This is a genomic window from Mesorhizobium sp. M6A.T.Cr.TU.014.01.1.1 (genome assembly GCF_004022765.1).
GTDB classification, from domain to species: Bacteria; Pseudomonadota; Alphaproteobacteria; order Rhizobiales; family Rhizobiaceae; genus Mesorhizobium; species Mesorhizobium mediterraneum.
This window is the reverse complement of sequence record NZ_RZPG01000001.1, coordinates 51883-77311: the sequence shown is the minus strand read 5'-3', so window position 1 is coordinate 77311 and position 25429 is coordinate 51883. Positions and strand designations below refer to the sequence as shown.

Here is a 25429-nt window from a genome sequence, read left to right as displayed (position 1 = left end):
GTGAAGTTATCGGCTAAATCGTGCGGGCCCTAAATGCGCCCGAGAAGGACCAGGATAATCACGATCAACAGCACGAGACCGAGGCCGCCACCGCCGTAATAGCCGGTGCCATAGAACGGCCCGCCACCCAGACCGCTGAACCCGCCAAGCAAGACAAGGATTAAAATGATGATGAGTATGGTTCCGAGGCTCATGGTGGTTCTCCCATTCTTGCGCTGCCGCGCCATACAAGGGCACGTCCATGCGCCTGTTGATGACGGTATGAACTCCCAGAGGGGGCTTCCTGTTCCACCGGAAGTAGCATCGTTGTGGCTCGTCTAGCGGGAAAAGCCGGTGGGCCCACGAGAAAGCCCGCCGGCCGGGAGCCAGCGGGCAACAGGCTTTTTCAGCCTTGGACCGCCTGGAGGGACGGGCGATCTAAAGCAAGAATGCATGACGTAGGTTGAAGTTGCGACGGTAAGCCAAAAAAGCCCACAGCCATTGCCGAGCCGGTGATATGTCCCGCATCTGGAATCTGAAGACCTGAGGGAACTCATATGGACGTAATCCGTTCACGAATAACTGTGCGCGGCGGACGTGACCGGGAGGACGGTATAGTGAGCGCGACAGGCCTCGACGTGTTCGACAAGACGCTTCAGACAACCAACGTCTGGCTCAATGACTTGATGGAAGAGCTCGGCCCAGACAGGCAGCTCTGCTGGAAGGTGTTGTCGACAGTCCTGCAGATGCTGCGTGACCGGCTGCCTTTGGGGCTAGCGGCGCATCTCGGCGCAGAACTGCCAGTTTTGGTGCGTGGCGCCTACTACGATCAGTTCGAGCCGGCAAGGCAGCCGAGCGATTGTGACTGGGACGAGTTCGTCATCGAAGTCACGGATCGCGTGTCCGATGCACGGCTCATGGATGCCAACGATGCGGTGCGTTCTGTCTTTGCCACGTTATCGCGGCATGTCTCGCGTGGTCAGGTCGCCAAGGTCCAAGCCACTTTACCGGAAAAGCTGCGCACCATGTGGCGCTTGGCCGAAGAACGGATCGTCCCCCCGGACCAAAGTGCTGCCTAGACCACAGCGCCGTCAGGCGGTGCTCACAATCAGACGGTCTGTTCGCGCCCCGCATTTTCAGCAAAGAATGCGAGGCGCTACGCCCCAGGCTTCAGCGACCATTCACCTTCCTTCTCGTGCCGGTCGGGTGCTGCCGCCCTTCTTTTCGGGGTCATGAGTATGGTGGCTGTCGCGTTCACCTCCGCCGCCTGAGATCTTGCTGCGACTGCGCAGATCGGAATCGGCTGGCGGCTTTTCTATCACCAGCGGCTCCTTGGCATTTTCGTGCGATGCGCCAGGACCGCCGTGGCGGATGCTGGCGCGGGTCTTCTTCGACGTGGACATGAAAATCACCTTAACGGTCCTGCTGGTAGCCTTGGTGGGTCGTATTGACCCTCGTGTTGCCCTGCTGGCCCTGTTTGTCGGGATTTGGGGCGGAATGGCTGTGCTGCGTTTGGTCGACAGGAACCGACTTCTTATCGCCCGGACCCTTAGGGCTCTGGTTCTCTGCCGGAACAGGTGGTGGTTTTGTGCTCATGGCGGTCTCCTTTCACTAGCCAAAACAAGCAGGCCCCCGAGAAGGTTCCTGATACGAGCCGTGCGAGGGGTGAACTTCTCACATTGCCACTTCCCGGCCTTGTCGGCGCGTCGCAGCGCAATAATTTTTTGTTAGGGCGTGGGTGCACCTATCAAAAGGAGCCGACCATGAGACACCAAACACTCGACCAACTGCAGACAATTGCAAAAGTTGAGCCCTCGGCGACATACCCTGTCATGACTCGGACGCAGCGGATCGAGCGTTGGGCAGATCTTCTCGAACAAAATCCACGGCGCTGCCTCGGAGCGCTTTCAGGCACCGAATATCTCAGTCCTGAAGCCCGTGCTGTAGCGCGTGGCGCGGGATCGCCGATCACCGTTGCCTATGAGGATCCGGTGCTGCGCGCCATGGGTCTGAAAGATGACACCTACGGTGAGGCAAAGCGCTTCTTCGAGCTAAGTGACTGGCAGTTGCACAACATCGTCTGTCACTGCCACGTTGGTGCTACGATGCAAGCGCGATGGGCTGCCGCCAGAGTCCGCCGGACAATTGTCGGGAACAGACTTCTGGCTTGGCTGAGGGCGAAGTTTGTGCATTGAGGCCCGCGCAGGACGGTGACGAAAAGTCTTGCTCGTTCTCGTTAGCGATTGGCCGCCAACTGCCGGCGGCATCGCCGGCAACGCCATGGATGGTGGAGCCAACGCACTGCTTCAAAGCAGCCGGGTGAAGACCTCATGCTCGCCCGGGCGCGGTTCTTTTTTCGGCGAGCACATTGAGGAGCAATCGGGGCGCCAATTTCAAGTGAGCACGGCCCGCGCCGATACGATCCATAGCCGGTTGTGGTTGTTGGGGTCGTCTGATGGAGAGAAGGCCGCGACGGGCGCGCCCGAAGCGTCTATTTCGACGAGTTTAGCCGAGCAAGGAGGAGAATGATGGCGTTCACTTTGACCAGTCCCGCCTTTCAGAACGGCCAGCCTATTCCAGATCGTCACGCCCGGCGCGGCGACAATCTCTCCCCGTTTCTGGAATGGAGCGATCCGCCGCCGGGCACTCGGAGCTACGTGCTCGTCATGGAAGATACGGATGCACCGTCACAGGCGTCCCGGCATTGGGTCGTCTACGACATCGGCGGCGACCGGCGTCATTTGGCCGAAGGGCGCAGTTCCAAAGCGCGAACCGAGGACCTGCCTCATGGCTTCAATGATTTCGGCAATCTTCACTATGATGGACCCGACCTGCATCCGGGTGATAAACCACACACCTACCGCTTCAGGCTCGCCGCCCTTGGCATTGCCAACCTTCCCATCGGCCCGGAACCCGATGCCCTGGTCGTGTGGCAGGCTGCCCGTGAAAACATGCTGGGTGAGGCGGAATTAATCGGCACTTACGGATGAATCAGCGCCAAGTCCTGCAGGCGGGCTGCCTGTCGGCCACGCACCGATCACCTCCCGAATGGCTTGCCAGCAGAACTGGTTCACTTTGAACTTGAGCATTCCGGGCTCAGGCGGCCACCTCAACCACGATCTTGCCGCGCGTATGTTCCCTCTCCAGCCGTTCCTCGGCCTTGGCGATCTCCTCCAAAGGATAAGTTGCCTGCACGAACGGAGTTACCTTGCCGGCGTCGATGAGGCGGCTGATCCTCGCAAGCTGCGCCGCGTTTGGCTCAGCCAGATAGGAAACGCCACGCGCCTGATGCAGGCGTGCCTGTTCGGCCGAGGGCTCAGAAACGGTGGAAACAAGTATCCCACCGGGCTTCAGCACGTTCCAGGAGCGATCCTGTGTGTCGCCCGCGACCAGATCGAAAACCATATCGATGTCCTCGACCTCGTCCTCGAAGCGCTGGTTCTTGTAGTCGACGGCCTGGTCGGCGCCAAGCTTGCGGACGAAATCGAAATCCTCGGCAGCAACGGTCGTCGCGACAAACGCGCCCGCAGCCTTGGCAAACTGGATCGCCAAATGGCCGACACCGCCGGCGCCGCCATGGATGAGAACCCGCTGCCCGGATTTGAGGTCGCCATGGTCGAAAAGGCCCTGCCACGCTGTAATGCCGGCAAGCGGCACGGCGGCGGCTTTCACGTGGCTTAACCGTTCCGGTTTTGCTGCCGCCTCCGTCGCCTTGACGACGACGTATTCGGCATTCCCGCCGCGGTTGGGGCCAAGCATGGCAAACATCGGATCGCCCTTCTTCAACGTATGAGCCCGCGTGCCGCACAGCTCCACCACGCCGGACACGTCGCGGCCGAGCGTAACGGGCAGATCCCCGCCCGCCGATCCTTCTCGGGTCTTGTAGTCAACAGGATTGACGCTTGCTGCGCAGACCTTGAGCGTGACCTCGTCGTCACGGGGCTGAGGCAAGGGAACCTCGTCCAGCGAAAGGACCTCTGGCCCGCCAAAAGTATGAATACGAACTGCTTTCATGGTCGCCATGGGTTTCCTCCTCGTTTCGGGGCCCAGCGCAGGTCCGGAAACAGTACGAGCATTGGGTGAATGGGAAACCTGCGATCCCGGCAGTCGAGCGCGGATTTTCACCAATCACTGAGGACATCACCTTCCACTCAATCCGCTTCAAATCCTTGCCCACCTAACCGGATTGCGGGCTGGAAGTTCCAATGAAGTTCCGAGGTCGGTCGTGGCATTCAAAGACCGTTCTCTCGAGTTCTACGAGAGAGCTTGCGCGGAGATCATCCTGCAACATCGCCGCAATCTCGTCTTGGAACTTTTCTGGAGGGACATGGTTGGAATGTGCGGCCGAAAGAATCCGGGCCTGTGCCAAGGAGATTCGCCATGAAGCTTCGCGAATTGATGGACCAAGTGAAGGATCTGCCACCGGATACCCTGGTCTGTACTGCCGAGATTGACGAGGCCTTTGCGGCCAACATTGCTGGCATAGAAACAGTAGAAAGCGCCCGGATCGAAAGCCGCAAGCCGGACGGCACCGAAGCTGTCGAACTCACCAATGGGAACGACAAGGTCGTCGTAATCCGCTGGTGAGCGGCTTGCGCCTGCTGGAGCGGCCATATGCTTGATCACTGAACGCTGAAGGAGTCGCAGACCATGTTTCCGGTGTTGAACAAAAGACTCTGCGCCGGCCTGATTGCCGCAATTCTGATATTCCCGGCCGGCGGCCTTGCTCCGCTCGCAGCTCAGGAAATCCCGAACGACTTCACGGCGAGAAAATTCCGGCCGTGGTCGCCATAACGACCAAACAGATTATCCAGGGCCAGACGACGCTGGACGATTTTTTTAGTCCTTTCCGTAGTCCCGGCCTCGAGCCGGCGCAACCACAGGTGCGAGAGGCCCTTGGTTCCGGCTTTGTGATCAGTCCTGAGGGGTACATCGTCACGAACAACCATGTCGTTGCCGATGCAAACGAAATCCATGTCGTATTCTCCGACAAGCAGATTTCGCCTGCGCGGCTCGTCGGCCGGGATCCGGCGACCGACATCGCGGTGCTGAAGGTCGATCCGCGGCCCAATATGACAACGACCGCCTGGGGTGACTCCGATGCAGTACAGCCCGGCGCCTGGACGATCGCGATCGGCAGTCCGTTCGGGCCTGGTGGGACCGTTACCGTCGGCGTGCTTTCAGCCCGTTCGCGCGACATTCAGGCTGGACCCTATGACGACTTTCTCCAGACGGATGCCTCCGTCAATCAGGGCAATTCCGGCGGTCCCCTGTTCAACGCACGCGGCGAAGTGATCGGAGTCAATACAGCCATCGTCTCGCCTTCGGGCGGTAGCATAGGCATTGGTTTCGCCGTGCCATCCCGGACCGCGCAGAGGATCGTCGACCAGTTGATCCGCACTGGTCGGATCGAGCGCGGTTTCATCGGTTGCGTCTCCAGGAGATCACGCCCTCGATTGCCGAGGCGCTTGGAATACCGGGCAGCAAGGGAGCGCTCGTCGCCTCGGTCGAGCCCGGCAGTCCGGCGGAGAAGGCAGGCATACAGGCGGGAGACGTGATAACGCGCTTTAACGGCAAGGACATCCAGAGCGTTCACGACCTGACGCTCGCGGCTGCGAGCCAAAAGCCGGGGACAAGGACGACGCTCACAAGAAACCGCGGGGGCAGCCAGCAGGAAATAGCTCTGACCATCGGTCAGCGTGACGATGAAGAGCAACAGACCGGCGCCATTCCCGGACCGGAAGCGGCGGACCAACGTCTCGGGCTGTCGCTCAGTCCCATCCCCGATGAGGCGCGCCAGCAACTCGGACTCCCGCCGGGCACCACCGGGCTATTCGTGCAAGAAGTGGCGCCGAACAGCCTCGCCGACCAAAGCGGCCTCCGCGCGGGCGACGTGATCGTTTCGGCCAACAATCAGAACGTAAGCCAGCCGTCCGACATCGAAGCGGAGTGGACGAAATCCCGTCAACAGAACAAGCCCATCTTGTTCCGCATCAACAGGCAAGGGCAAACGCTTTTCGTTGCCGTGGCTATGGCCAAATCTTGACGGCCAAATCTTGATAGGAACGCATGGAGCGTAAGCTTGGCCGGACTGATCACACGCTTTTGCGGGCGAGGGTCTTTACGCTTGGCAAGGGGAACAACAGCCGACCAAGGTCGTTTCGTCCAATGAGTTGTTCGAACAGTTGGCAGAAAAAGGAGGCTTCGATGAGCGCCACCGGACTCGACGTATTCGACAAGACGCTGCAGACCACAAACATCTGGCTTGACGAGATCATGGCCGAGATCGGACCGGATCGGCAGATCGCATGGCACGTTCTTGGGGCGGTGCTCCACGCCCTGCGGGATCGCATGCAGCCGGATCTTGCTGCCCATCTCGGTTCGCAGCTGCCGATCCTCGTGCGCGGTGCATATTATGACCAATATCAGCCCTCCAAGACGCCCGAGAAGTTGCGATCGCTCGATGAGTTTCTAGCCAAAATCAAGGCGGAGCTGGAGTTCACCCGACCGGTCGATTCCAAGGATGCATTCAAGGTCGTATCCAAGGTTCTCGCTCACCACGTGGGAGAGGGGCAGATGATCAAGGTTTGGGAATCCTTGCCAGCAGAAATCAGGCGCGTCGCGGAAGCGCAGCAAGCGGCGTGAGATGACTCGGGAATCTCGACGATCCCGGCCGTGACGCCGGGCCGTGTCAGTCGTCGCCTTTCCACAGCGCGGCCGGGGATAGCGATTTTCGAGCCGGGCCGTGGATGACCGAACCGTCGGCAGCGAAGATCGAGCCATGGCAAGGACAGTCCCAGGTGTTGTCAGCGTTGTTCCAGGTCACGGTGCAGCCCTTGTGGGTGCATGCCGCGGAAACGGGATGGAGCACCCCTTCAGCGTCTCTCCACGCCGCGATCTTTTCGTCACTCCTGACGATCACACCGCCCATGCCCGGCGCTATGTCGTCGACGCTTGAGACAATGGATTGGCTGCGGCCATTCTTGTGAAAGTCCTCAGGATAAGACCGCGCCGGATCGTAGAGTTTTTGCCATGGGCTCGGCCGAGCGCAGATCAAATCCGCAATCATCGTGCCTGCGGCCGTTCCGTTGGTGATGCCCCAGGCGTTGAATCCCGTGGCGATATGAAAACCGGAGGCTTTGTCCGGATCGGGCTCGCCGGCATACGGAACTCTGTCGGCCGTGTCATAGTCCTCGTTGCACCAGCGCCACGCAATGTCTCCAACTGGAAGACTAATTCTTGCCCATTGCTCCAGCTCGACAAACCGTTTCGCGACGTCGCCGTCCTGGCCTGTATCGAACTTGGGGCCGAGCGTGACCAGCAGCGGGCCTTCGGCATCGCGGCCCGTGCGGATGGAGTGCGTCGGATCGTCGATGCCGATGAACATGCCGTCGACAGCAAGAGGGTCATCGACCCGAAACGCCATGGCAGTGTGGCAGCGCGGCTGGGTCCGGTTCGCCATGCCGATGGGGCTCTTCACTGTCATGTTGGTGGCGACGACCACATATTCGGCGTGAACGGTGCCGCCGTCGGTGACGACGCGCCAGCGGCTTGCCTCGCCAATCGAGATCGCGCGGCTGTTTTCGAAAATCCGTCCGCCACGGGCCGTCACCGCCTGAGCCAGGCCAACCAGATACGCCGCCGGATTGAACTGCGCCTGGTCGGAAAAACGCAAAGCGGCGGCCGTTTCGAAAGGCAGCGGCGCGCGCTCGAGAACATCGGCGTCCAGCCCAACCTGGCGCGCGGCCTCTGCCTCGGCTGCGATCTCCGCGCCCCGGCTTGTGTCGCAGGTGTAGGTATAGGCGTCCTTGGTCTCGAGATCGCAGGCGATGGCATAGTTGCGACCCCATTCCCGGATCTGGACGGCGCCGGCGGAATTCGCATCGGCATAGGCTTGCGCCATGTCCCGGCCGAATGTGTCGATGAGATGGCGATAGATCAGCGCGTGCTGCGTCGTGATCTTGGCCGTCGAGCGGCCGGTCACCTGGCCGCCTGTCCGCAAGCCTTCGACGACGATTACCGACCGACCGGCCTCGCAAAGGCGAAGCGCCGTCGTCAGCCCGACAATCCCAGCGCCCACGATAACCACCTCCGCATGGATCGAGCCATCGAGCGGGGGATAGTTTGTAGCGGTGGCGGCAGCCACCCAACAGCTTCCCGGTTTTCCCGAAAGAATGGCCATTTCACCTGCATCCTTTGCGTTTTCGATGCACTTGTCATCGACAACCCGCGCCGGCGCGAGAACGTTCCCGGGATTTACCGTCTTCAATCGGTCCTTGGCCGTCCGGAAGCTACAAACGCACCGGGAAGATGCGAGGTGCAAGCCATCACCCAGGTGATCGCCTCGCGATCGTATTCGTCGCCGGAGCGCCAGTTCTCGAAGAAAGCGTTCAGCCTCTCGACACGCTCCGGCCAGACGCCGGCGGCTTGAAGGCCCAGCGACACGCCGTAATTGGTGAAGGCGAACTTCGTATCGCGCAGCCACGGCGCGCGGCTGAAACAACCCGGCGGGTCGACCCACATCGTTTCCAACGTTGCCAGCGAACGTTTCGTCTGCGCCTCAGCCCATGGCTCGGTAGGAAAGAAGTGCGCGAGCCACAGCATCATGCCGAGGCCCAGGTCCTGTTCGATGTCGAGGGTGCGCCAGTCGCGCTCCACCAGGTCACGCATCTGTGCGATCTCGGGCGCAAGTGCGTCTTCGTCGAGGATCCGGTAGGAGACGTAGCCATCATAGGCGTCCATGCTGCCAAGTCCGTAACCGGGATAGGGGCTGCTCAAATCCTCCTGCATCTTCCAGATCACGCCGCGCCCGGGGATCACGAAGGCCGGATGAATGTCCCGCGCCAGCGCAATGCCGCGCGTGCGGTATCGCGGCTTCAGATCACCGAGACGCGCCAAGGCAAACAGCCACATCGCCAGGTAATGGAAATACTGTCCGTCGCGATCTGCCGCTTCGCCGATCCTCACTCCGCGCAGACGACCGAGCACACGCTTGACCTCCGCCACCAGTCGCTCGGCCTCACCCAGCCAACGTTCCTCGCCGAGCTCCTTGTAAAGCGAGACATAGAGTACGACCCCGAAAGCATCGGTCCAAAGGTAGCGCAGACCGTTGGGCCAGATGCCTTCGGCGCGCATCCAGTCGAGCTTTCGCAAGACATAGTCAACGTCGCGCAGCATAGCCGCGATCTAAAGCTCTAACGGATAAGTACGGGTGCTCCGGTCTTGGCATGTTCCGGCCCGAGCGAAGTCCCGCCGGGTTATATGCGCGTCGACGCTGCGATTGCGAGCATGCGGCATGTCGAGCATGTTTGCCTCCGGTTAGTCTGCGTCAGATATCGCGAAACGAACTGGTCGGCGGCGGGTTCCTTGGCCGTCGCAATAAGAACAGAAGATGGGCGGCGTTTCGAGTTCGCTCCGCCCTTCTCAAGAAAGCCCGTTTCGCCGGACCGGCCGTCTGACTGCGGCCATTGTCGTTGCGCGCCGGCTGGCAAAGGGTTCGAGCTACCAGAACGTACCCGCATTCAGCATTCTGGCGATAAACCAATTCGCACCTTGTTCTTCCTCGTGAAATTCACGAAGGATGGATGGTCGACTGAGGGATCGATTCGGAGCTTGTCTATGCGCGGACTGCAAGCGGCCCTGGCTGCGGTGATCTTGAGCACTTCAGTCAGTTCTGGACGCGCCGATGACAGCTCTCCCTTTATCTATTTAGCGACCCAGGATCCTTTCACAGACGGTCTGCCGACGAAGAACGATGTTTATGTCTTCGGTGGCGTCTTTGCTCGCGGGTCCTTCGGGGATACGATCGACCTTTTTGATGCCAACTACACAGACAACTACATAATCGGGGCCGCATATGGTCGCGATCTCGTCGATATAGGCGCTGGTTTTGTTCTTGGTGGCGTCACCGGCGCGGCCATAAGATTTGGCGAGGACGATGATACGTCTGGCGAACTTTGGGCCGGAGCGCGACTTCGCCATCAGGGCCTTGTCATTGGTGATCTGGCGATCGCGCCCGCAGTGACGGCTGGATTTAGTGCCGTTACGGGCCCCACCGAGATCGAGCGCAATCGCGAAATCCGCGACGATGGCGATGCATCATTCCTCGGCTTCGTTGGTGCGGAGCTTTCTTTCAGAGCTAGGCAAGCACCCAATGTCGAACTCGTCTACCAACTCCACCATAGATCCGGCGCCGACGGTACATTTGGAAATATGAAAGAGGGTTCTAATGCGAACACTCTTGGAATCCGTTATCGCTTCTAGCGCCCGGTGCTGTAGACCTTTTTCAGGCGCCCGCGTGCTCCCGTATTGGGAACGGCGACACTCTCGTGAACGCTTTGCACGGTAGATGGCGAGCGTGGCTCCAATGTAGGATCATTGTGGGCCGAAGCCGCCAGGAGAAAGGGGCGATGGCACTTCCGGAGAACAGATTCTGCGTCTTCTGCGGCAAGATGTGGTTGGGCAAGGGATCTCAATGCCGACCGGCACGATAATTTCAGGGCGGGCGGGGTCACCCTGTAGCGCCGTTCACACTCAGGCCATATCCTTGAGCGTGTCCAGCGGCCCTTTCAGCGCAGACCTGGGCTGGATCAACTCTGGCGTAATCAGGAATGTCTGCGGCGGCGTCGTTGGTTCATCGATAAGCTCGAACGCCTTCGTAATCATCGCCTCAACATTCTGCCGCACCATGATTACCGGGAAGGGCAGGAATGAGCCGAACGGATCATAGTCGTAGCAACCGACAACAAGCTCGCTAAACATCTCCGCCGGACGGCCTGCCATGAAACGCAGCAGACCTTCCATGTTGATCGACGAATTGACGAACAGCGCGCGCGGCAGCTTGCCATGGCGTTGGTAAAACGCCTCGAAGGCACGCAAAGTTATATCGGGCGAATACCCGGAGGACTGCACACCGTCGTCAGGGTCGGCGCCCAGCAGTGCCTTCTTGGTCGCATGGAATGCGGCGATGCGTTCGCGGCTGGCGTGGTCGTTGCGGCCGCCAAACAGAAACAGCTCGTCCGGCCGTAGGGGATCGTCATTGCCGAAGTGGCGGATGATTGCTTCCGTCAGCATCCGCGCGCCCTCATAATTGTCGCTGATCACCGAGTGCGCCTTCGCTCCCGGCAGGTCGATGTTGATATGCTTCAGCCCCGCCGGTTCGCAGACCTCATGCACGCCGTCCGGATCGGTGGCGCCGACGATGAAGAGTTGGTCGATTGAATAAGAGATCAGCGTCTCCGCGGTCCGCCGTTCCTCTTCCGGGTCGCGACTGGCGCTGACCACCACCGGGCATTGACCGCGGCTACGCACATGCCCCTCAAACGTCTGCGCCATGGAGGAGAAGTAGCGATTGTCGTGGACGGGCAGCATAAGGCCGACCAGGCCCGATCGCGAGCGTCGCAAACCCCGCGCCTGCAGATTGGTGGTGTACTGGTGGCGTTCGGCGAGGCCGAGAATTGTTTCCGCCGTACTTTCCTTGATACGGCGCTTGCGCCAAGTGCCGTTCAGCACGGCACTCACGGTCGACGGCGAACTACCCGATAGCACGGACAGATCATAGATCGTCGCCTTCTTCTTGACCCGCTGATCCATCTGGCGCCTCCGGCGCGTCTTTTTAGAGCAACATCCCGCTTGACGAGAGCTTCTCGATGCACAATAGTTTCTGCACCATCGATTGTGCAAGCGAAAACCGCTGCATGATCGATGGGGGAATGTCCCGTCTTTTCGGGGAGGTTTCTAACGGCCGCCGTCGTTCGACGGCTCGAGTGTGTTTCCACTAGGAACGTTATGGGAGGAGTACAGATGAAAAAGCTCATGATCGCGGCGCTTGCCGCGACCCTTATGCTTGGCGGTTCATTCGCTGCGATGGCACAGCAGGCCGGCAAGGTCGGCGTCGTCGTCAAGATCGGCGGCATTCCGTGGTTCAACGCTATGGAGGCGGGAATCAAGGAGCGCGGCCAGAAGCTCGGGATCGACGCATTCATGGTCGGCCCGACCAGCGCTGATCCGGCACTGCAAGTTCGCGCAATCGAGGATCTGATCGCTCAGGGCGTCAAAGTCATCGGTGTCGTGCCGAATGATGCAAAAGTGCTCGAACCAGTGCTGCAGAAGGCGAAGGACGCCGGCATCATCGTCATCACGCATGAATCGCCTGGCCAGAAGGGCGCCGACTGGGACTTCGAACTCGCGTCCGCCACCGGCTTCGGCGAAGCTCATGCCAAGCTCCTGGCGGAGAAGATGGGCGGCAAGGGTGAGTATGCAGTGTTCGTCGGCTCGCTGACGGTGCCGCTACACAATGCCTGGGCCGATGCGGCAATCGAGTATCTGAAGAAGAACAATCCCGACATGAAACTTGTCGGCGAACGTTATGGCGTCGCCGAGGATGTGGACAAGAGCCGCAGCACTGCACTTGACTTGATCTCCGCCAATCCCGGCTTGAAGGGCTTTCTCGCCTTCGGCAGCCAAGGGCCAATCGGCGCTGGCCGCGCAATCGAAGAGCGCCGGAAGGTGGGCGAAATTTTCGTGCTCGGGCCATTCTCGCCAGGCCAGGGCCAGAAGCTCATCAAAAACGACGCGATCTCCGGCGGTTTCATGTGGAATCCGAAGCAGGCGGGCGAGGTTTTCGTCACGCTGGCCGACCATCTCATGAAGGGCAACGAGATCAAGGATGGTGATACGATCGAAGGACTAGGGACAGTTAAGCCCGACTTCGAAAACCGTAACATCATCGTCGATCAGCTGGTCCCAATCAACAAGGATACTGTCGACGATCTCGCGGCGATGGGCCTGTAAAGCCTCCCAAGGCTATGGCAGCCGGGCTGGCCTCGAGCCGCCCGGCTGCAGGATTGCAACCGATTGGATCCAGGGTTCAACTCGATGGCTGATCAGGCACTCGATGGCGCCGCATCACGGCCGTTGCTGTCGCTCCGCAACGTCAACATGACGTTCGGCGGCGTGAAGGCGCTGAAGAATGTCAGCTTTGAGGTGCTGCCGGGCGAGGTGCATTGCCTCGCCGGCGAGAACGGCTCCGGCAAGAGCACGCTGATCAAGGTCATCACAGGCGTGTACAAGCCCGAGGCGGGCGCCGTGATCGACTATGACGGCCAGAGCTACTCCCATATGTCGCCGGTAACCGCGCAAGCCGGCGGGATTCAGGTCATCTGGCAGGACCTCGCCCTGTTTCCCGAGATGACTGTCGCCGAGAATATCGCGTTCCAGACTGTCATCGGCCGTTGGCCGCGGCTGGTGAACTATGCCGAAATGCGCCGTGTCGCGACCAACGCCTTGCAACGTCTTGGTGTTTACCTCGATGTCGATCTCGCACTACACCATTTTCCCATCGCACAGCGGCAGATCGTAGCAATCGCGCGCGCCCTCGTCGGCCAGGCGAAGCTCGTCTTCATGGACGAGCCGACGGCGTCGCTCACTCAATCCGAAACCGACTATCTGCTCGATATCGTGCGCAATCTGTCGGCGTCGGGCGTCGCCGTTGTGTTCGTCAGCCATCGCCTGGCGGAGGTTCTTGAAATCTCCAGCCGCGTGACCGTGCTGCGCGACGGCGCGCTCGTTGGCGTCTATCCAACCAAAGGCCTGACCCAATCGCGCATCACCGAACTGATGACGGGCAAGACCTTCGGTTATTCCGTCCTGCACCGGGATTTAGGCACGAGCCCGGTCATGCTTGAGGTCAAGGGGCTGTCGCGGCCCGGCGAATTCCAGGATGTGTCCTTGACGGTCCGGCGCGGCGAGACGCTCGGCATCACCGGGCTTCTCGGGGCAGGGCGCACCGAGCTCGCGCTGACGTTGTTTGGCATGCGCAAGCCGAAGTCGGGCTCTGTCGTCCTGGATGGCAACCCCGTTCGCTTCGGTTCCAACCGTGACGCGATCGCCGCCGGCGTCGCCTATCTTTCGGAAGACCGGCTGTCGCTCGGTCTCATTCAGCCCCAGGCAATCGCCGATAACATGGTGGTCGCGTCGCTAGACAAGATCCTTTCGCGCGGTTTCATTTCGAGCGATCGCAAGCGATCTCTGGTCAATCGCTGGATAAGGGATCTCGGCGTCAAGATCGGAAAGCAGGACGACGCGATCTCGACCCTGTCTGGGGGAAATCAGCAACGTGTCGCCATCGCAAAATGGCTGGCGACCGATCCGAAACTGCTTATCCTCGACGCACCGACAGTCGGCGTCGATGTCGGCGCGCGCGCCGGCATTTTCGACATCGTTTCCAAGCTGGCGGACAGCGGCCTGGCTATTATCCTGATCTCGGATGAGGTCCCTGAAGTCTATTTCAACGCGGACCGTGTGCTGCACATGGCTCAGGGGCGCATTGTCGGCGAATATGCACCGTGCGCTACGACCCTCCAGGCGATCGAGGAGGCGGTCTATGCGTAGGTTTGTCCGCTCCCACGCAACGGAACTGGCTCTGCTCGCCGTGATCGCAGTCATCTGCGTCTTCCTCTCGTTTGCGACAGACCGGTTCTTCACCCTCGGCAACGCGTTTGACCTTCTCAACACCAGCTCGGTTAACATCATCTTCGCTGTCGGCCTGCTCGTTGTGCTGATTGCCGGCGGCATTGACATCTCCTTCGCGGTTGCTGCCTCCGTTGTGCAATATCTGACGGCGACTGTCCTCGGTTGGGTCGGCGGCGGGAATTGGATTGTCGGCCTCATCATCGCTGGCGCTTTGGGCGTCGCGTTGGGCTGCATCAATGCCTTCTTGATCCACGGGTTCAGGATCATCTCGATCGTCGCCACGATTTCGACCTTCAACATTTTCTTCGGCTTGCTGATGTTCTTCACAGGTGGCGTGTCGATCTACAATCTGCCGGACTGGCTCACCACCCGCGTCGTGCTGTTCGAGCGAGAGATGGCTGACGGGACCTGGGCGGAGATCACCCTACCTGTGCTCATTATGGCCATATGCGTGTTCGCTACCTGGGCGTTGATCACGCGCACCACCACTGGTCGCCAGCTCTACGCATTTGGCGACAATCCGGAGGGCGCGCGCCGCTTCGGCATCAATATCGGTGCCATGCAATTTATCGCCTTCGGCTGGCTTGGCATGATGGCGGGCATCGCCGGTCTCGTCCAAGCGCATTACGCGCAGGAAGTCGTGCCGAACGCCCTTTATGGGCGCGAACTCGACGTCCTGGCAGCGGCAGTCCTTGGCGGTGCGCGGCTCGGCGGCGGCAAAGGCAGCGTGCTTGGCTGCATTCTGGGCGTTCTGTTGGTCTCGATCACCCAGAACGGACTCAATTTGATGGGTGTGTCGCCTTTCGCGTTCAAGATGATCGTCGGCGCCATCATTCTTGCCGCCATCACCCTGTCGAACACCAGCATCGAACGCCTGCTGCCGTTCCTGAAAAGCCGACGGGTGCCTTCATGACGGTTTTGATTGACCGCGCCCGCAATGCGCTTGGCCCCGAACTGGCAGGTCCGCTTGCCGCGTTCGCGGTGGTCATGGTCGTGTTCGGCATTGCCGCGCCGAACTTCCTTTCCCGCGCCACCTTTGGATCCGTCGCCTTCCAGCTGCCGGAGCTCGGCCTCCTCACACTCGCTATGCTGCTGCCGATCCTGACCGGCGGCCTGAACCTGGCCATCACCTTCACGGCCAACATGGCCGGCCTGACGCTGGCTTGGGTACTGCAAAGCCAGGGAGGCGTCGACGCGGGCATCGGCGCCTTTGTCCTTGGCTCGGTCCTTGCCGTCGCGGTCGGAGCACTGAGTGGGCTGATCATGGGGCTCGTCATCGCCTACACCAAGGCTCACCCGATCCTGGTCTCGCTGTCGATGATGATCTTCCTGCGCGGTCTCGGCGAATTCCTGACGCGGGGCGGCGACGTGTCCGGCATTCCCGGGTTCCTGGCGCGGATCGGCTATAGTTCGATTTTTAGCATTCCGGTGCCGTTGCTCATCTTCATCGCTAGCGTGCTGATCTGGCACATCCTGCTGACACGCATGAAGCTAGGCTTCAACACCTACATGATCGGCTCCAACATCGAAGCCACGCGCTATTCCGGTATCAATACGCGCAAGGTACAGGTTCTCGTCTACACACTGTCCGGCGCGATGTGCGCGGTCGCCGGTATCATCATGCTGGCGCGCTTCAATTCGGTGCGTGTCGGCCACGGCGAGTCTTACTTGCTGATCACCGTGCTTGCCTGCTTTCTTGGCGGGGTCAATCCGTTCGGCGGCTTCGGTCGGGTGATCCCGGTCTTCGTTGCGCTGGTCGTGCTCCAGCTTCTGTCCTCAGGGCTCAATCTGATGGGCGCAAACCAGCATCTTGCGACGGCGGTCTGGGGCATTTTGATGATCACGGTTATGATCCTGCGCTGGCTTGCCGGGCGTCTCAAATTCCTAAACACAAACAGAGGGTGAGTTAGATGCATGGTTTTGGGGTCCACACCTCGATGTGGACGATGAACTGGGACCGGGCCGGCGCGGAGAAGGCGATCGCGGCTTCCGTCAAATACGGGATGGACTTTATCGAGATCGCGCTTCTGAACGCGCCGGCGGTCGATGCCGCGCATACGCGCGCCTTGCTCGAACAGCACAATCTTCCTGCCGTTTGCTCGCTTGGCCTGCCGGAGCACGCCTGGGCCTCGGTGCGGCCAGATGCTGCCATCGAACATCTCGAAGTGGCGATCGACAAGACCGCCGAGATGGGCGCGCTGGCGCTTTCCGGCGTGATTTTCGGCGGTATCGGCGAACGCACCGGCCTGCCACCGACCGAGAAGGAATACGACAATATTGCGCATGTGCTGACCGTCGCCGCCAAGCACGCCAAAAAGCGCGGCATAGAGCTCGGAATCGAGGCGGTGAACCGCTATGAGAACCATTTGATCAACACCGGCGCGCAGGCCGTCTGGATGGTAGAGAAGGTCGGGGCCGACAACATCTTTGTTCATCTCGACACCTACCACATGAACATCGAGGAGAAGGGGGCCGCCAATGGCATTCTGGCCGCACGCGACTATCTGAAGTACATCCACTTGTCTGAGAGCGATCGCGGCACACCAGGTACCGGCAACTGCTCCTGGGACGAGATCTACGCGACGCTGGCGGCGATCGGCTTCAAGGGCGGACTTGCCATGGAAAGCTTCATCAACATGCCGCCGGAAGTCTCCTACGGTCTCTCAGTCTGGCGGCCAGTCGCGAAGGACGAGGCCGAAGTGATGGGCAATGGCTTGCCGTTCCTGCGCAACAAGGCTCGCCAATACGGTCTGATCTGAAACGATGGGTGACAGGCAGAAGGTGGACGGCGCAAGGATCGCCGTCCTCGATGTCGGCAAGACCAATATAAAGCTCTCCGCGATGACGTTCGACGGCATGCTCGCGGAGAGCCTCTGCGTCCGCAACGAAGTGCGGCCCGGTCCACCTTGGCGGCACCACGATCTCAATGGCATTAGCGACTGGCTGTTCGGCTCGCTCGCCACTTTGTGCCGTCGTCATCCGTTGGAAAAAATGGTCGGCACCGGACATGGCTCCGCGGGGGTTCTGGTGAACGCAGATCCCGACGACACTTCCGCCCTGCCGATGATTGACTACGAGCAGGACCTGCCGCCTGCAATTCGCGATGGCTACGCGCCCCTTTCGGGCGATTTCTTCGATCGCAGCAGCTCGATCATGCTGAAGGCCGCCCACCAGGCGCGCCAGCTGTACTGGATGCAGCAGGTTGATCCGGAGCGCGTCGCTCAAGCTCGTTGGTACTTGGGCTTGCCCCAATATTGGGCCTGGCGGCTGTCAGGCGTGCCATCGGCCGAAACGACGGTTCTTTCGGCGCAATCACATCTATGGAACAACGTGCGCAAGGAGTGGTCGCCCATTGTGGCGGGGCAGGGCTGGAAGCGCCTCATGCCACCATTCCATCCGGCCTGGGAGACGTTGGGGCCAATCCGGCAGGATCTAGTGCGCCGGCACGGCATATCGGAAAAGCTGTCTGTTCTGACCGGCGGCCACGACAGCAGCCTGAACCTCTACCGCTATCAGGCGGCAGGCATGCGCGACGCCTGCGTGATCTCTACCGGAACCTGGATTGTCGGAATGTGCGCCGCGACACCTCTCGACCAACTCGATGAAAATCGCGGAATGGTGCTGAACAGCGACGTGACAGGACGCCCGGTTGGCGGTGTTTTGACCATGGGCGGACGAGAGTTCAGTCATGTGGCAGGGCAGGGGCAAGAAGGAAATGCGGCCGACGCCGCGCTGGTCAGTTCGTTGATTGGGCGAGGCACCTTCGCATTGCCGTCGTTCGGCGACGATGACGGACTGTTTCCCGGCAGCGCTGGGCGCGGCCGGTTTGAAGGGCCGCCTGCAGAAACCCCTGAGGAGCGCAAGGCGCTCGCGGTGCTCTATGCCGCGCTGCTGACAGCGGAATGTATCGATGCGCTGAAGGAAAACGGGTTGGTTGCATTGGATGGCACCTTCCTGCGGGACCCGCTCTACGCCACGCTAGTTGCCGCGCTGCGGCCAAACGCCGAAACGGTTTACAATCTTGACTCCTACGGCACCGCTTCGGGTGCGGCATTACTTGGCGAACATGAAGCCCGTGACACGCCGGCTCCGATCGCGCTCAGCCTGCCGGCCGCCTTTGCCGGCGATCGTGCGGCGCTCGCGGCCTATGCGCAGCGGTGGCGCGAACTGGCAAACAGACACATTCTTCCGAGACAAGACAGAAGGACTGACCGATGACTGATGACAGCGCTCTGCGCCGCGAGATGGTGGATGTTTGCCGCCGGATGAACTCCAGCGGTATCAACCAGGGCAATGCCGGCAACCTGTCGGTGCGCTCCAGCGACGGTTTCCTGATCACGCCCTCATCGCTACCCTACGAAACGATGACGCCCGAAGACATCGTCGAGATGGGCTTTGACGGCACCTATGTCGGCCGACGACCCTCCTCGGAGTGGCGCTTCCACCGTGACATCTTGAGGGAGCGGCAGGAGATCAACGTCGTGCTGCATTGCCACTCGCTCTATGCCACGACGCTGGCCTGCCATCATAAGACGATCCCGAGCTTCCACTATATGACAGGAGTGGCGGGCGGTACGACCATCCGCTGCGCGGGCTACGCAACCTTTGGCACGCAGGCCTTGTCCGACAATGCCTTGGTTGCTCTCAAGGATCGCCTCGCTTGCCTGCTCGGCCAGCACGGTCAGATTTCGCTCGGCAAGACCATGGAAGCCGCGTTGTGGCTGGCGAACGAGGTCGAAACCCTGTCGCGCATGTATGTCCAGGCGCTTACCCTTGGCGAGCCGCCTGTCCTTTCCGACGAGGAGATGGCGCGGGTGATCGAGCAGATGAAGAAGATGAGCTATGGCCAAGCGCCGGATCCGGAGGGAACGAACGATCTGGCGCGGCCGCGCGATGCTGCGGTCTAGCACGGCTTTGGCAGATTTTTAGCGGAGAGATGCCTGAGCCGCGTGGGCAGCGGACTGGCGGCGGCTGTGCGAGGGCTGAGGGATCGCCTGCCGATCGTCTCGCTTTATCCCATTCGCCGCCTTGAGCTCGACTGTGGCAGGTGAAGACTGAAATGTCGCCCTTATGACAAACGTTGAATCAAATCGTTCAGCAAGAGCAGCGACGCCCCGGCGAACACAGCCGCAGCCGCGTCGTCCAGCATGATGCCGAGACCACCCCTTACCTTGTCATGCATGACGCGGATGGGCCAGGGTTTGACGACATCGAAAAACCGGAAAGCAAGGAAACCTGCTGCCCACCAGACCGGGTCGAGCGGCAGCATGGAAAGTGTTGCGGCGGTACCGAAGGTCTCGTCAATGACGACGATCTGCGGATCCTCCGTTCCGGTATGGGAGACGACATGCGACGACGCCCATACTCCCACGGCGAATACGGCCATGTAGGCAACCACGACCAGCCAAGGCGATGCAGGTATTAGCACCGCGGCAAGAACCACTCCAACTGCCGCGCCGCCCGTGCCCGGCCATAACGGAGATAATCCTGCGCCGGCCGAGGTCGCAAGCAGGTAAGCGAACTTAGGCAGAAATTTACGCATCCAGTTTCGGGCGCTTCCCCGTGAATTGTAAATAGGCATTATAATCACATCTTTCGGGTTACTGCCGCTAGACCGCCGGTCGATTTGCGACGGCGGACACAAGGGGCATTGCAGAAACTTCGAAACAACATCGGAGGTTATCGCAGCGACCGGAGCTTTCGCCGTCGGCTTGACAGTTCTCTGACTGCCTTAATCCATGGGCGCATTCGCCAAAGACTTGAGCCGGGGAAGAGCCTGATCCGGTTTCGACCGCGCTGACCACCTCGATCGGCGCCGACGGGCTGGAACGAACCCACAATTTGCCGGTTAAGCTTCGCGGAACGACATCATCAGAGGAGCCAAGTCATCATGATCGCCGGTCTCATGAAACGTCGCATCGACCCGCTATGGGAGCACGCCGCTTCCCCGCTGATCGGGATCGGCATGACCCCGAACCAGGTTACATCAGGCGGGCTGGTGCTCGTCGCCTTGTCGTGCGCCGCCTATGTGTACCACCAGTCAACCCTTGCCTTTGGCCTTTGCCTCGCGTTGGCGTTTACCTTCGACGCGCTGGACGGCGCGGTTGCCCGTCGGAGACATATGAGCACCAAGGCCGGTGGCTATTTCGACGCGATGGCCGACCGATATCAGGAACTTGCCGTGTTTGCGGCAATAGGCTGGGTCGCCGATCTGTGGGCGATCGCAATGATCGCGTTCGCCGGCGGAATCCTCACCAGCTACGCCAAGGCGCGGACGGCGATCGAAATTCCCATAGAAAATCAGGCGTGGCCGGATTTCTTCGAACGGATGGAACGTCTGGTGTTCATTTGCGTGCTATTGGTCGCCGACGGAATCGCGATCGCCATGGGCGCCACTTCGCCCTGGATTCTCACGGGCGGGTTCGCGTTTTACGCGCTGCTGGCAAACGCCACAGCGCTGCAACGGACCAATCGCGCATTTGCGATGCTCAAACGAGCGGACGCGAAGCAGCCGTGAGACGGTGAAATCCATAACGCAAGCATCGATAACGGCCGCCTCACCTGGGGGGACCCGTCCGGTCGACCTGCTCCCGCGCCCTGACCCAGAAAAGGTGGTCATGACAACGGTTTGGCCGGTGGAAAACGTGAGGCGCTGGCACGGGCGCAGTCGGGTTAAAAACGATCCACGCGCGACCTGCGTCCTCTGGCATAGCGAAGTTGCTGACCCCTGTGGCCCGATATCCGCACCCTCGTTAGACCGTTTCGAGCCGGCTGAACCGAACTGGGATGAGTTTGCGGGTCTTCAGTTGCCCTACCGAACCCTTGTCGATGACCGTCAGCAACTGCCCTTGTTCGGGTCCCATAGGCATAACCAAGCGGCCCCCCGGCTTGAGCTGCTCAAGCAAAGCCGACGGCACCCGCCCAGCCGCCACGGTGACTAGGATCTTGTCGAACGGGGCGTGCTCGGGCCAGCCGCGAGACCCGTCTCCGACACGAATGCTGATATTGAATAGACCGAGGCCCTGCAGGAGAGCCTCGGCATGGCTCGCGAACTCCTCAATGATTTCGACGCTCCAAACGTGCCCGGCGAGTTCCGCGAGGATTGCGGTTTGGTAGCCCAGGCCAGTGCCGATCTCGAGCACCGCCTCGTGCGGTTGAAGAGCAAGGAGATCGGTCATGAGAGCGACGATGAACGGCTGCGAGACGGTTTTGTCGAAGCCGATCGGCAGTGGCATGTCCTGATAAGCATAAGGAGCGACTGAGCTTGGCACGAAGAGATGGCGCGGCACACGCTGCATCGCTGCCATCACCCGTTCATCGAGCGCCGCCTTGCCGAGTTCGTCGCTTGCAAGGTCGGTATGGATCGCAATCATCTCAACCATGTGTCGGCGTAAAACTGCGAGATGTTGTTCGTTCATTGGCTTCATGACGGTGGGGCTTTCCTCAACCAGCTTGCTGCCAAATAGGCTTATATCCTGTTCGTCACAGCAATGCCCGTCATGGTTTCCAGTTGCGGGTGGCCACCGCGACCGGAGGCAATTTTAGCGTTGCGTCTGGTATATACCGGCGGCAGCCCTGGAGATCCGGTGCCATGTCACCATAACGGTATGTCCTAGCTCGCGGTGATCGAACGACGAACGGCTGAATTGCCGCATGCGTGGGCAGCCGGCGATCTCGATCGGGACGTCGTCGTTGTAGTAGTGGACGCCGGTTTCACCGAGCGATGCTGCGACTGCTGCATGGCTTCGGGCAGCGGAATGCCACGACGGGCGTTCCCACAACGTCGAGCCAAAGCCCCGGGGATGCCGCTACTTTATCGCTTCCACGAGTGCTGAGTGGAACTCGCCGGGTGCCTCTATCTGTGGTGAATGTCCAAGCTCTGGGAACTCGACGAGCGTCGCGTTTGGAATGGCCGCGGCTGCAGCGCGTCCGAGTTTTGGATATTGGCCGAGCGTCTTCGCGACCTCCGCGCTGGCGCGATTGCTGCCCGGGGCGGTGCGATCCTTGCCTCCGATGATCAGCGTTGTCGGTACGGAGATATTGCCAAACTCATGGATGACAGGTTGGGTGAAGATCATGTCCGAGGTTTGGGCCTGATTCCACGCCACTATCTCCTTGCCCTCGCCAGCGTACATGCCAGCCAGCATGCTCACCCAACGGTCGTATTCCGGCTTCCAGTCGCCATTGTAATAGACGCGCTGCTGGTAGGCCTTGATGCTGGCGAAGCTGGTTTTCAGTTCGCTGGCGTATGCCGTGTCGAGGGTAGCATAGGGAACACCTTTCGCCTGCCAGTCCTCGAGACCGATCGGATTCACCAGCACCAGGCGCTCCACGGTTTGAGGAAACTGCAGAGCGTAGCGTGCTGCCAGCATGCCGCCCATGGAATGGCCGACAAGGATGACGTCGGATACATCGAGGGATTCGATGAGCTCAGCGGTGTTATTGGTCAGTTGCTGAAACGAGAATTGATATTTCGGCGGCTTGGTCGACTTGCAGAAGCCGACCTGATCCGGCGCAATGACGCGGTAACCCGCTGTCGTCAGCACGTCGATGGTCACTTCCCAGGTTCCGGCGCAGAAATTCTTGCCGTGCAATAGCACGACGGTCTTGCCGTTCGCCTTCCCGCGCGCCGGAACATCGAGATAAGCCATTTCGATGGGCTGGCGCTGCGACGTGAAGCTGTGGATCTTGACCGGATGGGCATAGCTGAAGCCCTCCAGTCGAGGGCCATAGACGGCACCGGAGGCGGTCGCGCCGGGGTCCTGGGCGAGAGCCGATGTCGTTATGGTGATGAAGATGGCGGCGCTGGCTGGAATGCGCATGAAAGTCCTCTCTGTAATTCTCGGCGAGAATTATGGCCATCAATACGAGCGGCTTGTGACAGGCCTCGTCACCATCTCGGCACGGAGATAACGATCAGTTGATGGTGGCACGCACAAAGAGGACCGCCTCTCTGCTGTGCACCGTGCGACTTCACTGTTGGAGAATCCGGGGCTACACTATCGGCGCCGCCCATACACATCACGTCGGTAGCAAAAATGGATCTGCAAGCCTTCAGAGATTCGATTGCGCAATCACAGCCGCCCGCCGGCTTGAGCCCCGCCCTGCAGGCGCTGTGGTGGGATGCAAAGGGCGATTGGGATAAGGCGCACGAGCGCGCGCAGGCGCGCGACGATACGGCGGGTATGCGCGTTCATGCCTACCTCCATCGCAAGGAAGGCGATCAATCGAATGCGGAATATTGGTATCGTCGCTGCGGCGCCGCGCCGTCGACCTTGACGCTTGATGAGGAATGGCAAGAGTTAGCGCGTGCACTTTTGGGGCAAAGCTGATGCCTTCCGCACGCCAAGTCTGGTTCTGGGGGCCTTCACTCGAACCGCAGCGATGACTTTGATATAGTACCGCGGTCACGATCGAGAGCCTGCTCAGTCCGCCGCTCGCCGGAAACAGGCAGGCGGCATCTCTCTGCCACGGTTGGACATCTTGCTCCTGGCGCTGGTCCAAGATCGCAACGGAAGTTCAATTTCATTTCCTCTGATGCCCGTCATAATTAGGCCGGCGGCGGCATTACCAGCATGTCTCGAGGAGGAGATGAAAATGCGGCTCAATAGGTGTTTCAATTTTGCAGGTAAGGTTTCATCGGTGCTTTCTCCCGCAGCAGGGAGGAAACGGCGTCTGCGTCAGACTATCCTGATATGTGCAGCTGTGGCCGCCGGTTCCGCGACGGTTGGTTTCGGGGCACAAAGCGCCGAAACGGGAGCCTGGATCACCACTTGGGCTGCCACACCTGCTCCGCGCTGGTTGGATGATCTTCCTGCGCCTTTTGGAGTGCCGGAGGTATTGGAGAATCAGACCGTCCGCCAAGTTGCCCGCATCAGCGTTGGCGGCAATACCGTCCGGGTCGTCCTATCGAATGCTTTCGGCGCTAGGCCGCTGACTATCGGGGCCGGCAGCGTCGGAATAGCAGGCAAGAACGGCGACGTCGATCAGGCGACCCTGAAGCCCCTGACCTGGGGCGGCAAGAGTTCTGTGGTCGTTCCGCCGGGAGCCCCGATCCTCAGCGACCCCGTCGACCTGCCGGCAGAAGCGCTTTCCGAAATCTCGGTCAGCATCTTCCTGCCCAAGAAGACGGCGCTCTCGTCGGTGCATTGGGATGGTGTGCAAACCGCCTACATTTCCGGCCCGGGGAACTTCACAAACGAGGCGGCGTTCAAGGCTGACAGCACACTCAAATCACGCCTTTTTCTGAGCGATATATGGGTTGACGCCGCGCCGGAATCCCAGGCGATCGTGTTTTTCGGGGATTCCATCACGGATGGGAATTGTTCGACCCCCGACGCCAATAACCGCTGGCCAGACCATATTGCCAAGCGATTGCAGGAAACCGCCCACAAGGTCGCGGTGATTAACGAAGCTTTTTCGGGCAATCGCGTGTTGACCGACGGTATGGGTGTCAATGCGCTGGCGCGTTTCGATTCTGATATCCTGAGCCATCCGAAAGTCTCGACCGTCGTCGTAATGATGGGCATCAACGATATCGGCTGGCCCGGCGAAAATGCAATCACGCCGGACGACAAGGAACCGACTGCCGAAGACATCATCACCGGATACAAACAGCTCATCGACCGCGCGCATGCCCATGGCATACGCACTGTAGGCGCGACGTTGACCCCCTTCGCCGACACCTTCAAGGGACTTCCCACCGAGGGTTACTACACACGCGAGAAGGAAAAGATACGCGTCGCAGTGAACGAATGGATACGCACCGGTGGCGGCTTCGATGGCGTGATCGACTTCGACAAGGTGATGGAAGACCCGGCCAAACCGGGGTATCTGCGCGACGACTACGACTGCGGCGATAATCTTCATCCCAACGACGCGGGATACAAGGCGATGGCAGACGCGGTCGATCTCGACGTCCTATTGGGTTCAGCTAAATAGGTCACTGCTGACCTTGCCGCGCTGCTCAGGTATTGCG

Annotated in this window: 29 protein-coding genes; 19 read left to right on the top strand and 10 right to left on the bottom strand. The window is 60.3% G+C overall.

The genetic code is table 11. The features are described 5' to 3' along the window. Window positions 1-29 precede the first annotated feature (29 nt). Window positions 30-194 carry a DUF3309 family protein gene (locus tag EN885_RS00405; RefSeq protein ID WP_126103072.1) on the bottom strand — a complete coding sequence of 55 codons (165 nt, stop codon included), beginning with the start codon at window positions 192-194 and terminating at the stop codon, window positions 30-32. Window positions 195-596: 402 nt separating this feature from the next. Here EN885_RS00405 and EN885_RS00400 point away from each other — a divergent pair, with 402 nt between their 5' ends. Next, the gene (locus tag EN885_RS00400; protein ID WP_126103071.1) at window positions 597-1058 is read left to right on the top strand and encodes a DUF2267 domain-containing protein; all 462 of its coding nucleotides are present in this window, start codon (window positions 597-599) and stop codon (window positions 1056-1058) included. A gap of 102 nt (window positions 1059-1160) precedes the next feature. Here the strand turns inward: EN885_RS00400 and EN885_RS00395 are convergent, their stop codons facing one another. Further along, complete coding sequence (locus EN885_RS00395) at window positions 1161-1382, bottom strand: hypothetical protein (RefSeq protein ID WP_128241476.1); 222 nt, start codon at window positions 1380-1382, stop codon at window positions 1161-1163. A 10-nt stretch (window positions 1383-1392) separates the two neighbouring features. Further along, complete coding sequence (locus EN885_RS34035; RefSeq protein ID WP_095486348.1) at window positions 1393-1575, bottom strand: hypothetical protein; 183 nt, start codon at window positions 1573-1575, stop codon at window positions 1393-1395. A 167-nt stretch (window positions 1576-1742) separates the two neighbouring features. Here EN885_RS34035 and EN885_RS00385 point away from each other — a divergent pair, with 167 nt between their 5' ends. From EN885_RS00385 to EN885_RS00375, 3 genes are read left to right on the top strand one after another with little or no spacing between them, the layout of a single operon-like run. Then, complete coding sequence (locus EN885_RS00385) at window positions 1743-2174, top strand: hypothetical protein (RefSeq protein WP_126103069.1); 432 nt, start codon at window positions 1743-1745, stop codon at window positions 2172-2174. Window positions 2175-2202: 28 nt separating this feature from the next. Next, window positions 2203-2508: a hypothetical protein gene (locus EN885_RS00380; RefSeq protein WP_127204004.1), complete on the top strand. Its 306-nt coding sequence runs from the start codon at window positions 2203-2205 to the stop codon at window positions 2506-2508. Continuing rightward, window positions 2505-2969 carry a YbhB/YbcL family Raf kinase inhibitor-like protein gene (locus EN885_RS00375; protein WP_245492949.1) on the top strand — a complete coding sequence of 155 codons (465 nt, stop codon included), beginning with the start codon at window positions 2505-2507 and terminating at the stop codon, window positions 2967-2969. Before EN885_RS00380 ends, EN885_RS00375 begins: the two co-directional genes overlap by 4 nt. A gap of 106 nt (window positions 2970-3075) precedes the next feature. On the opposite strand, the gene EN885_RS00370 is transcribed toward EN885_RS00375, so the two are convergent. After that, complete coding sequence (locus EN885_RS00370; RefSeq protein WP_245492948.1) at window positions 3076-4002, bottom strand: NADP-dependent oxidoreductase; 927 nt, start codon at window positions 4000-4002, stop codon at window positions 3076-3078. 357 nt (window positions 4003-4359) lie between these two features. On the opposite strand from EN885_RS00370, the gene EN885_RS00365 reads away from it, so the two are divergent. The 4 genes from EN885_RS00365 (at window position 4360) to EN885_RS00355 (ending at window position 6624) form a co-directional block, all read left to right on the top strand. After that, complete coding sequence (locus tag EN885_RS00365; RefSeq protein ID WP_095486351.1) at window positions 4360-4566, top strand: sugar phosphorylase; 207 nt, start codon at window positions 4360-4362, stop codon at window positions 4564-4566. A gap of 194 nt (window positions 4567-4760) precedes the next feature. After that, window positions 4761-5537 (top strand): trypsin-like peptidase domain-containing protein, encoded by a 777-nt coding sequence (locus EN885_RS34030; protein WP_245492947.1) that lies wholly within the window; start codon window positions 4761-4763, stop codon window positions 5535-5537. After that, complete coding sequence (locus tag EN885_RS34025; protein ID WP_245492985.1) at window positions 5423-6025, top strand: PDZ domain-containing protein; 603 nt, start codon at window positions 5423-5425, stop codon at window positions 6023-6025. The genes EN885_RS34030 and EN885_RS34025 overlap by 115 nt, the downstream gene beginning before the upstream one ends. 161 nt (window positions 6026-6186) lie before the next feature. Further along, entirely contained in the window at window positions 6187-6624 is a 438-nt protein-coding gene (locus EN885_RS00355) for a DUF2267 domain-containing protein (RefSeq protein ID WP_095486353.1), read from the top strand. 46 nt (window positions 6625-6670) lie between these two features. On the opposite strand, the gene EN885_RS00350 is transcribed toward EN885_RS00355, so the two are convergent. Further along, window positions 6671-8161 (bottom strand): FAD-dependent oxidoreductase, encoded by a 1491-nt coding sequence (locus EN885_RS00350; protein WP_128241475.1) that lies wholly within the window; start codon window positions 8159-8161, stop codon window positions 6671-6673. 83 nt (window positions 8162-8244) lie between these two features. Next, window positions 8245-9156, bottom strand: coding sequence for a hypothetical protein (locus tag EN885_RS00345; protein ID WP_128241474.1), 912 nt, complete (start codon window positions 9154-9156; stop codon window positions 8245-8247). A 441-nt stretch (window positions 9157-9597) separates the two neighbouring features. Between EN885_RS00345 and EN885_RS00340 the strand changes: the two genes are divergently transcribed. Then, entirely contained in the window at window positions 9598-10242 is a 645-nt protein-coding gene (locus EN885_RS00340) for a hypothetical protein (protein ID WP_128241473.1), read from the top strand. Window positions 10243-10512: 270 nt separating this feature from the next. On the opposite strand, the gene EN885_RS00335 is transcribed toward EN885_RS00340, so the two are convergent. Further along, window positions 10513-11571: a LacI family DNA-binding transcriptional regulator gene (locus tag EN885_RS00335; protein ID WP_126103064.1), complete on the bottom strand. Its 1059-nt coding sequence runs from the start codon at window positions 11569-11571 to the stop codon at window positions 10513-10515. Window positions 11572-11781: 210 nt separating this feature from the next. Here EN885_RS00335 and EN885_RS00330 point away from each other — a divergent pair, with 210 nt between their 5' ends. From EN885_RS00330 to EN885_RS00300, 7 genes are all read left to right on the top strand, one after another. After that, window positions 11782-12771, top strand: coding sequence for an autoinducer 2 ABC transporter substrate-binding protein (locus EN885_RS00330; protein WP_126103063.1), 990 nt, complete (start codon window positions 11782-11784; stop codon window positions 12769-12771). A gap of 84 nt (window positions 12772-12855) precedes the next feature. Continuing rightward, window positions 12856-14370, top strand: coding sequence for a sugar ABC transporter ATP-binding protein (locus tag EN885_RS00325; protein WP_128241472.1), 1515 nt, complete (start codon window positions 12856-12858; stop codon window positions 14368-14370). Beyond that, on the top strand, window positions 14363-15364 hold the full coding sequence (locus EN885_RS00320) for an ABC transporter permease (protein WP_127204000.1): 1002 nt from the start codon (window positions 14363-14365) through the stop codon (window positions 15362-15364). Before EN885_RS00325 ends, EN885_RS00320 begins: the two co-directional genes overlap by 8 nt. Then, window positions 15361-16356, top strand: coding sequence for an ABC transporter permease (locus EN885_RS00315; RefSeq protein WP_128241471.1), 996 nt, complete (start codon window positions 15361-15363; stop codon window positions 16354-16356). Before EN885_RS00320 ends, EN885_RS00315 begins: the two co-directional genes overlap by 4 nt. A gap of 5 nt (window positions 16357-16361) precedes the next feature. Then, window positions 16362-17210 (top strand): sugar phosphate isomerase/epimerase family protein, encoded by an 849-nt coding sequence (locus EN885_RS00310; protein WP_095486361.1) that lies wholly within the window; start codon window positions 16362-16364, stop codon window positions 17208-17210. A gap of 4 nt (window positions 17211-17214) precedes the next feature. Then, window positions 17215-18669: an FGGY family carbohydrate kinase gene (locus tag EN885_RS00305; protein ID WP_128241470.1), complete on the top strand. Its 1455-nt coding sequence runs from the start codon at window positions 17215-17217 to the stop codon at window positions 18667-18669. Further along, entirely contained in the window at window positions 18666-19358 is a 693-nt protein-coding gene (locus EN885_RS00300; protein WP_128241469.1) for a class II aldolase/adducin family protein, read from the top strand. The genes EN885_RS00305 and EN885_RS00300 overlap by 4 nt, the downstream gene beginning before the upstream one ends. A gap of 161 nt (window positions 19359-19519) precedes the next feature. Here the strand turns inward: EN885_RS00300 and EN885_RS00295 are convergent, their stop codons facing one another. Then, a complete protein-coding gene (locus EN885_RS00295) occupies window positions 19520-19993 on the bottom strand; it encodes a phosphatidylglycerophosphatase A (protein WP_164897519.1) in 474 nt (157 codons plus the stop codon). A 348-nt stretch (window positions 19994-20341) separates the two neighbouring features. Here EN885_RS00295 and EN885_RS00290 point away from each other — a divergent pair, with 348 nt between their 5' ends. Continuing rightward, on the top strand, window positions 20342-20968 hold the full coding sequence (locus EN885_RS00290) for a CDP-alcohol phosphatidyltransferase family protein (RefSeq protein WP_126103056.1): 627 nt from the start codon (window positions 20342-20344) through the stop codon (window positions 20966-20968). Between the two features lie 235 nt (window positions 20969-21203). Here EN885_RS00290 and EN885_RS00285 read toward each other — a convergent pair whose 3' ends face one another. Continuing rightward, window positions 21204-21878, bottom strand: a complete 675-nt coding sequence (locus tag EN885_RS00285) for a protein-L-isoaspartate(D-aspartate) O-methyltransferase (protein WP_128241467.1) — start codon at window positions 21876-21878, stop codon at window positions 21204-21206. 381 nt (window positions 21879-22259) lie between these two features. Continuing rightward, window positions 22260-23273 (bottom strand): alpha/beta hydrolase, encoded by a 1014-nt coding sequence (locus EN885_RS00280; protein WP_095486367.1) that lies wholly within the window; start codon window positions 23271-23273, stop codon window positions 22260-22262. Between the two features lie 216 nt (window positions 23274-23489). On the opposite strand from EN885_RS00280, the gene EN885_RS00275 reads away from it, so the two are divergent. Next, entirely contained in the window at window positions 23490-23783 is a 294-nt protein-coding gene (locus EN885_RS00275) for a hypothetical protein (protein WP_128241466.1), read from the top strand. A gap of 265 nt (window positions 23784-24048) precedes the next feature. Continuing rightward, window positions 24049-25392, top strand: coding sequence for an SGNH/GDSL hydrolase family protein (locus EN885_RS00270; protein ID WP_128241465.1), 1344 nt, complete (start codon window positions 24049-24051; stop codon window positions 25390-25392). Window positions 25393-25429 lie beyond the last annotated feature (37 nt).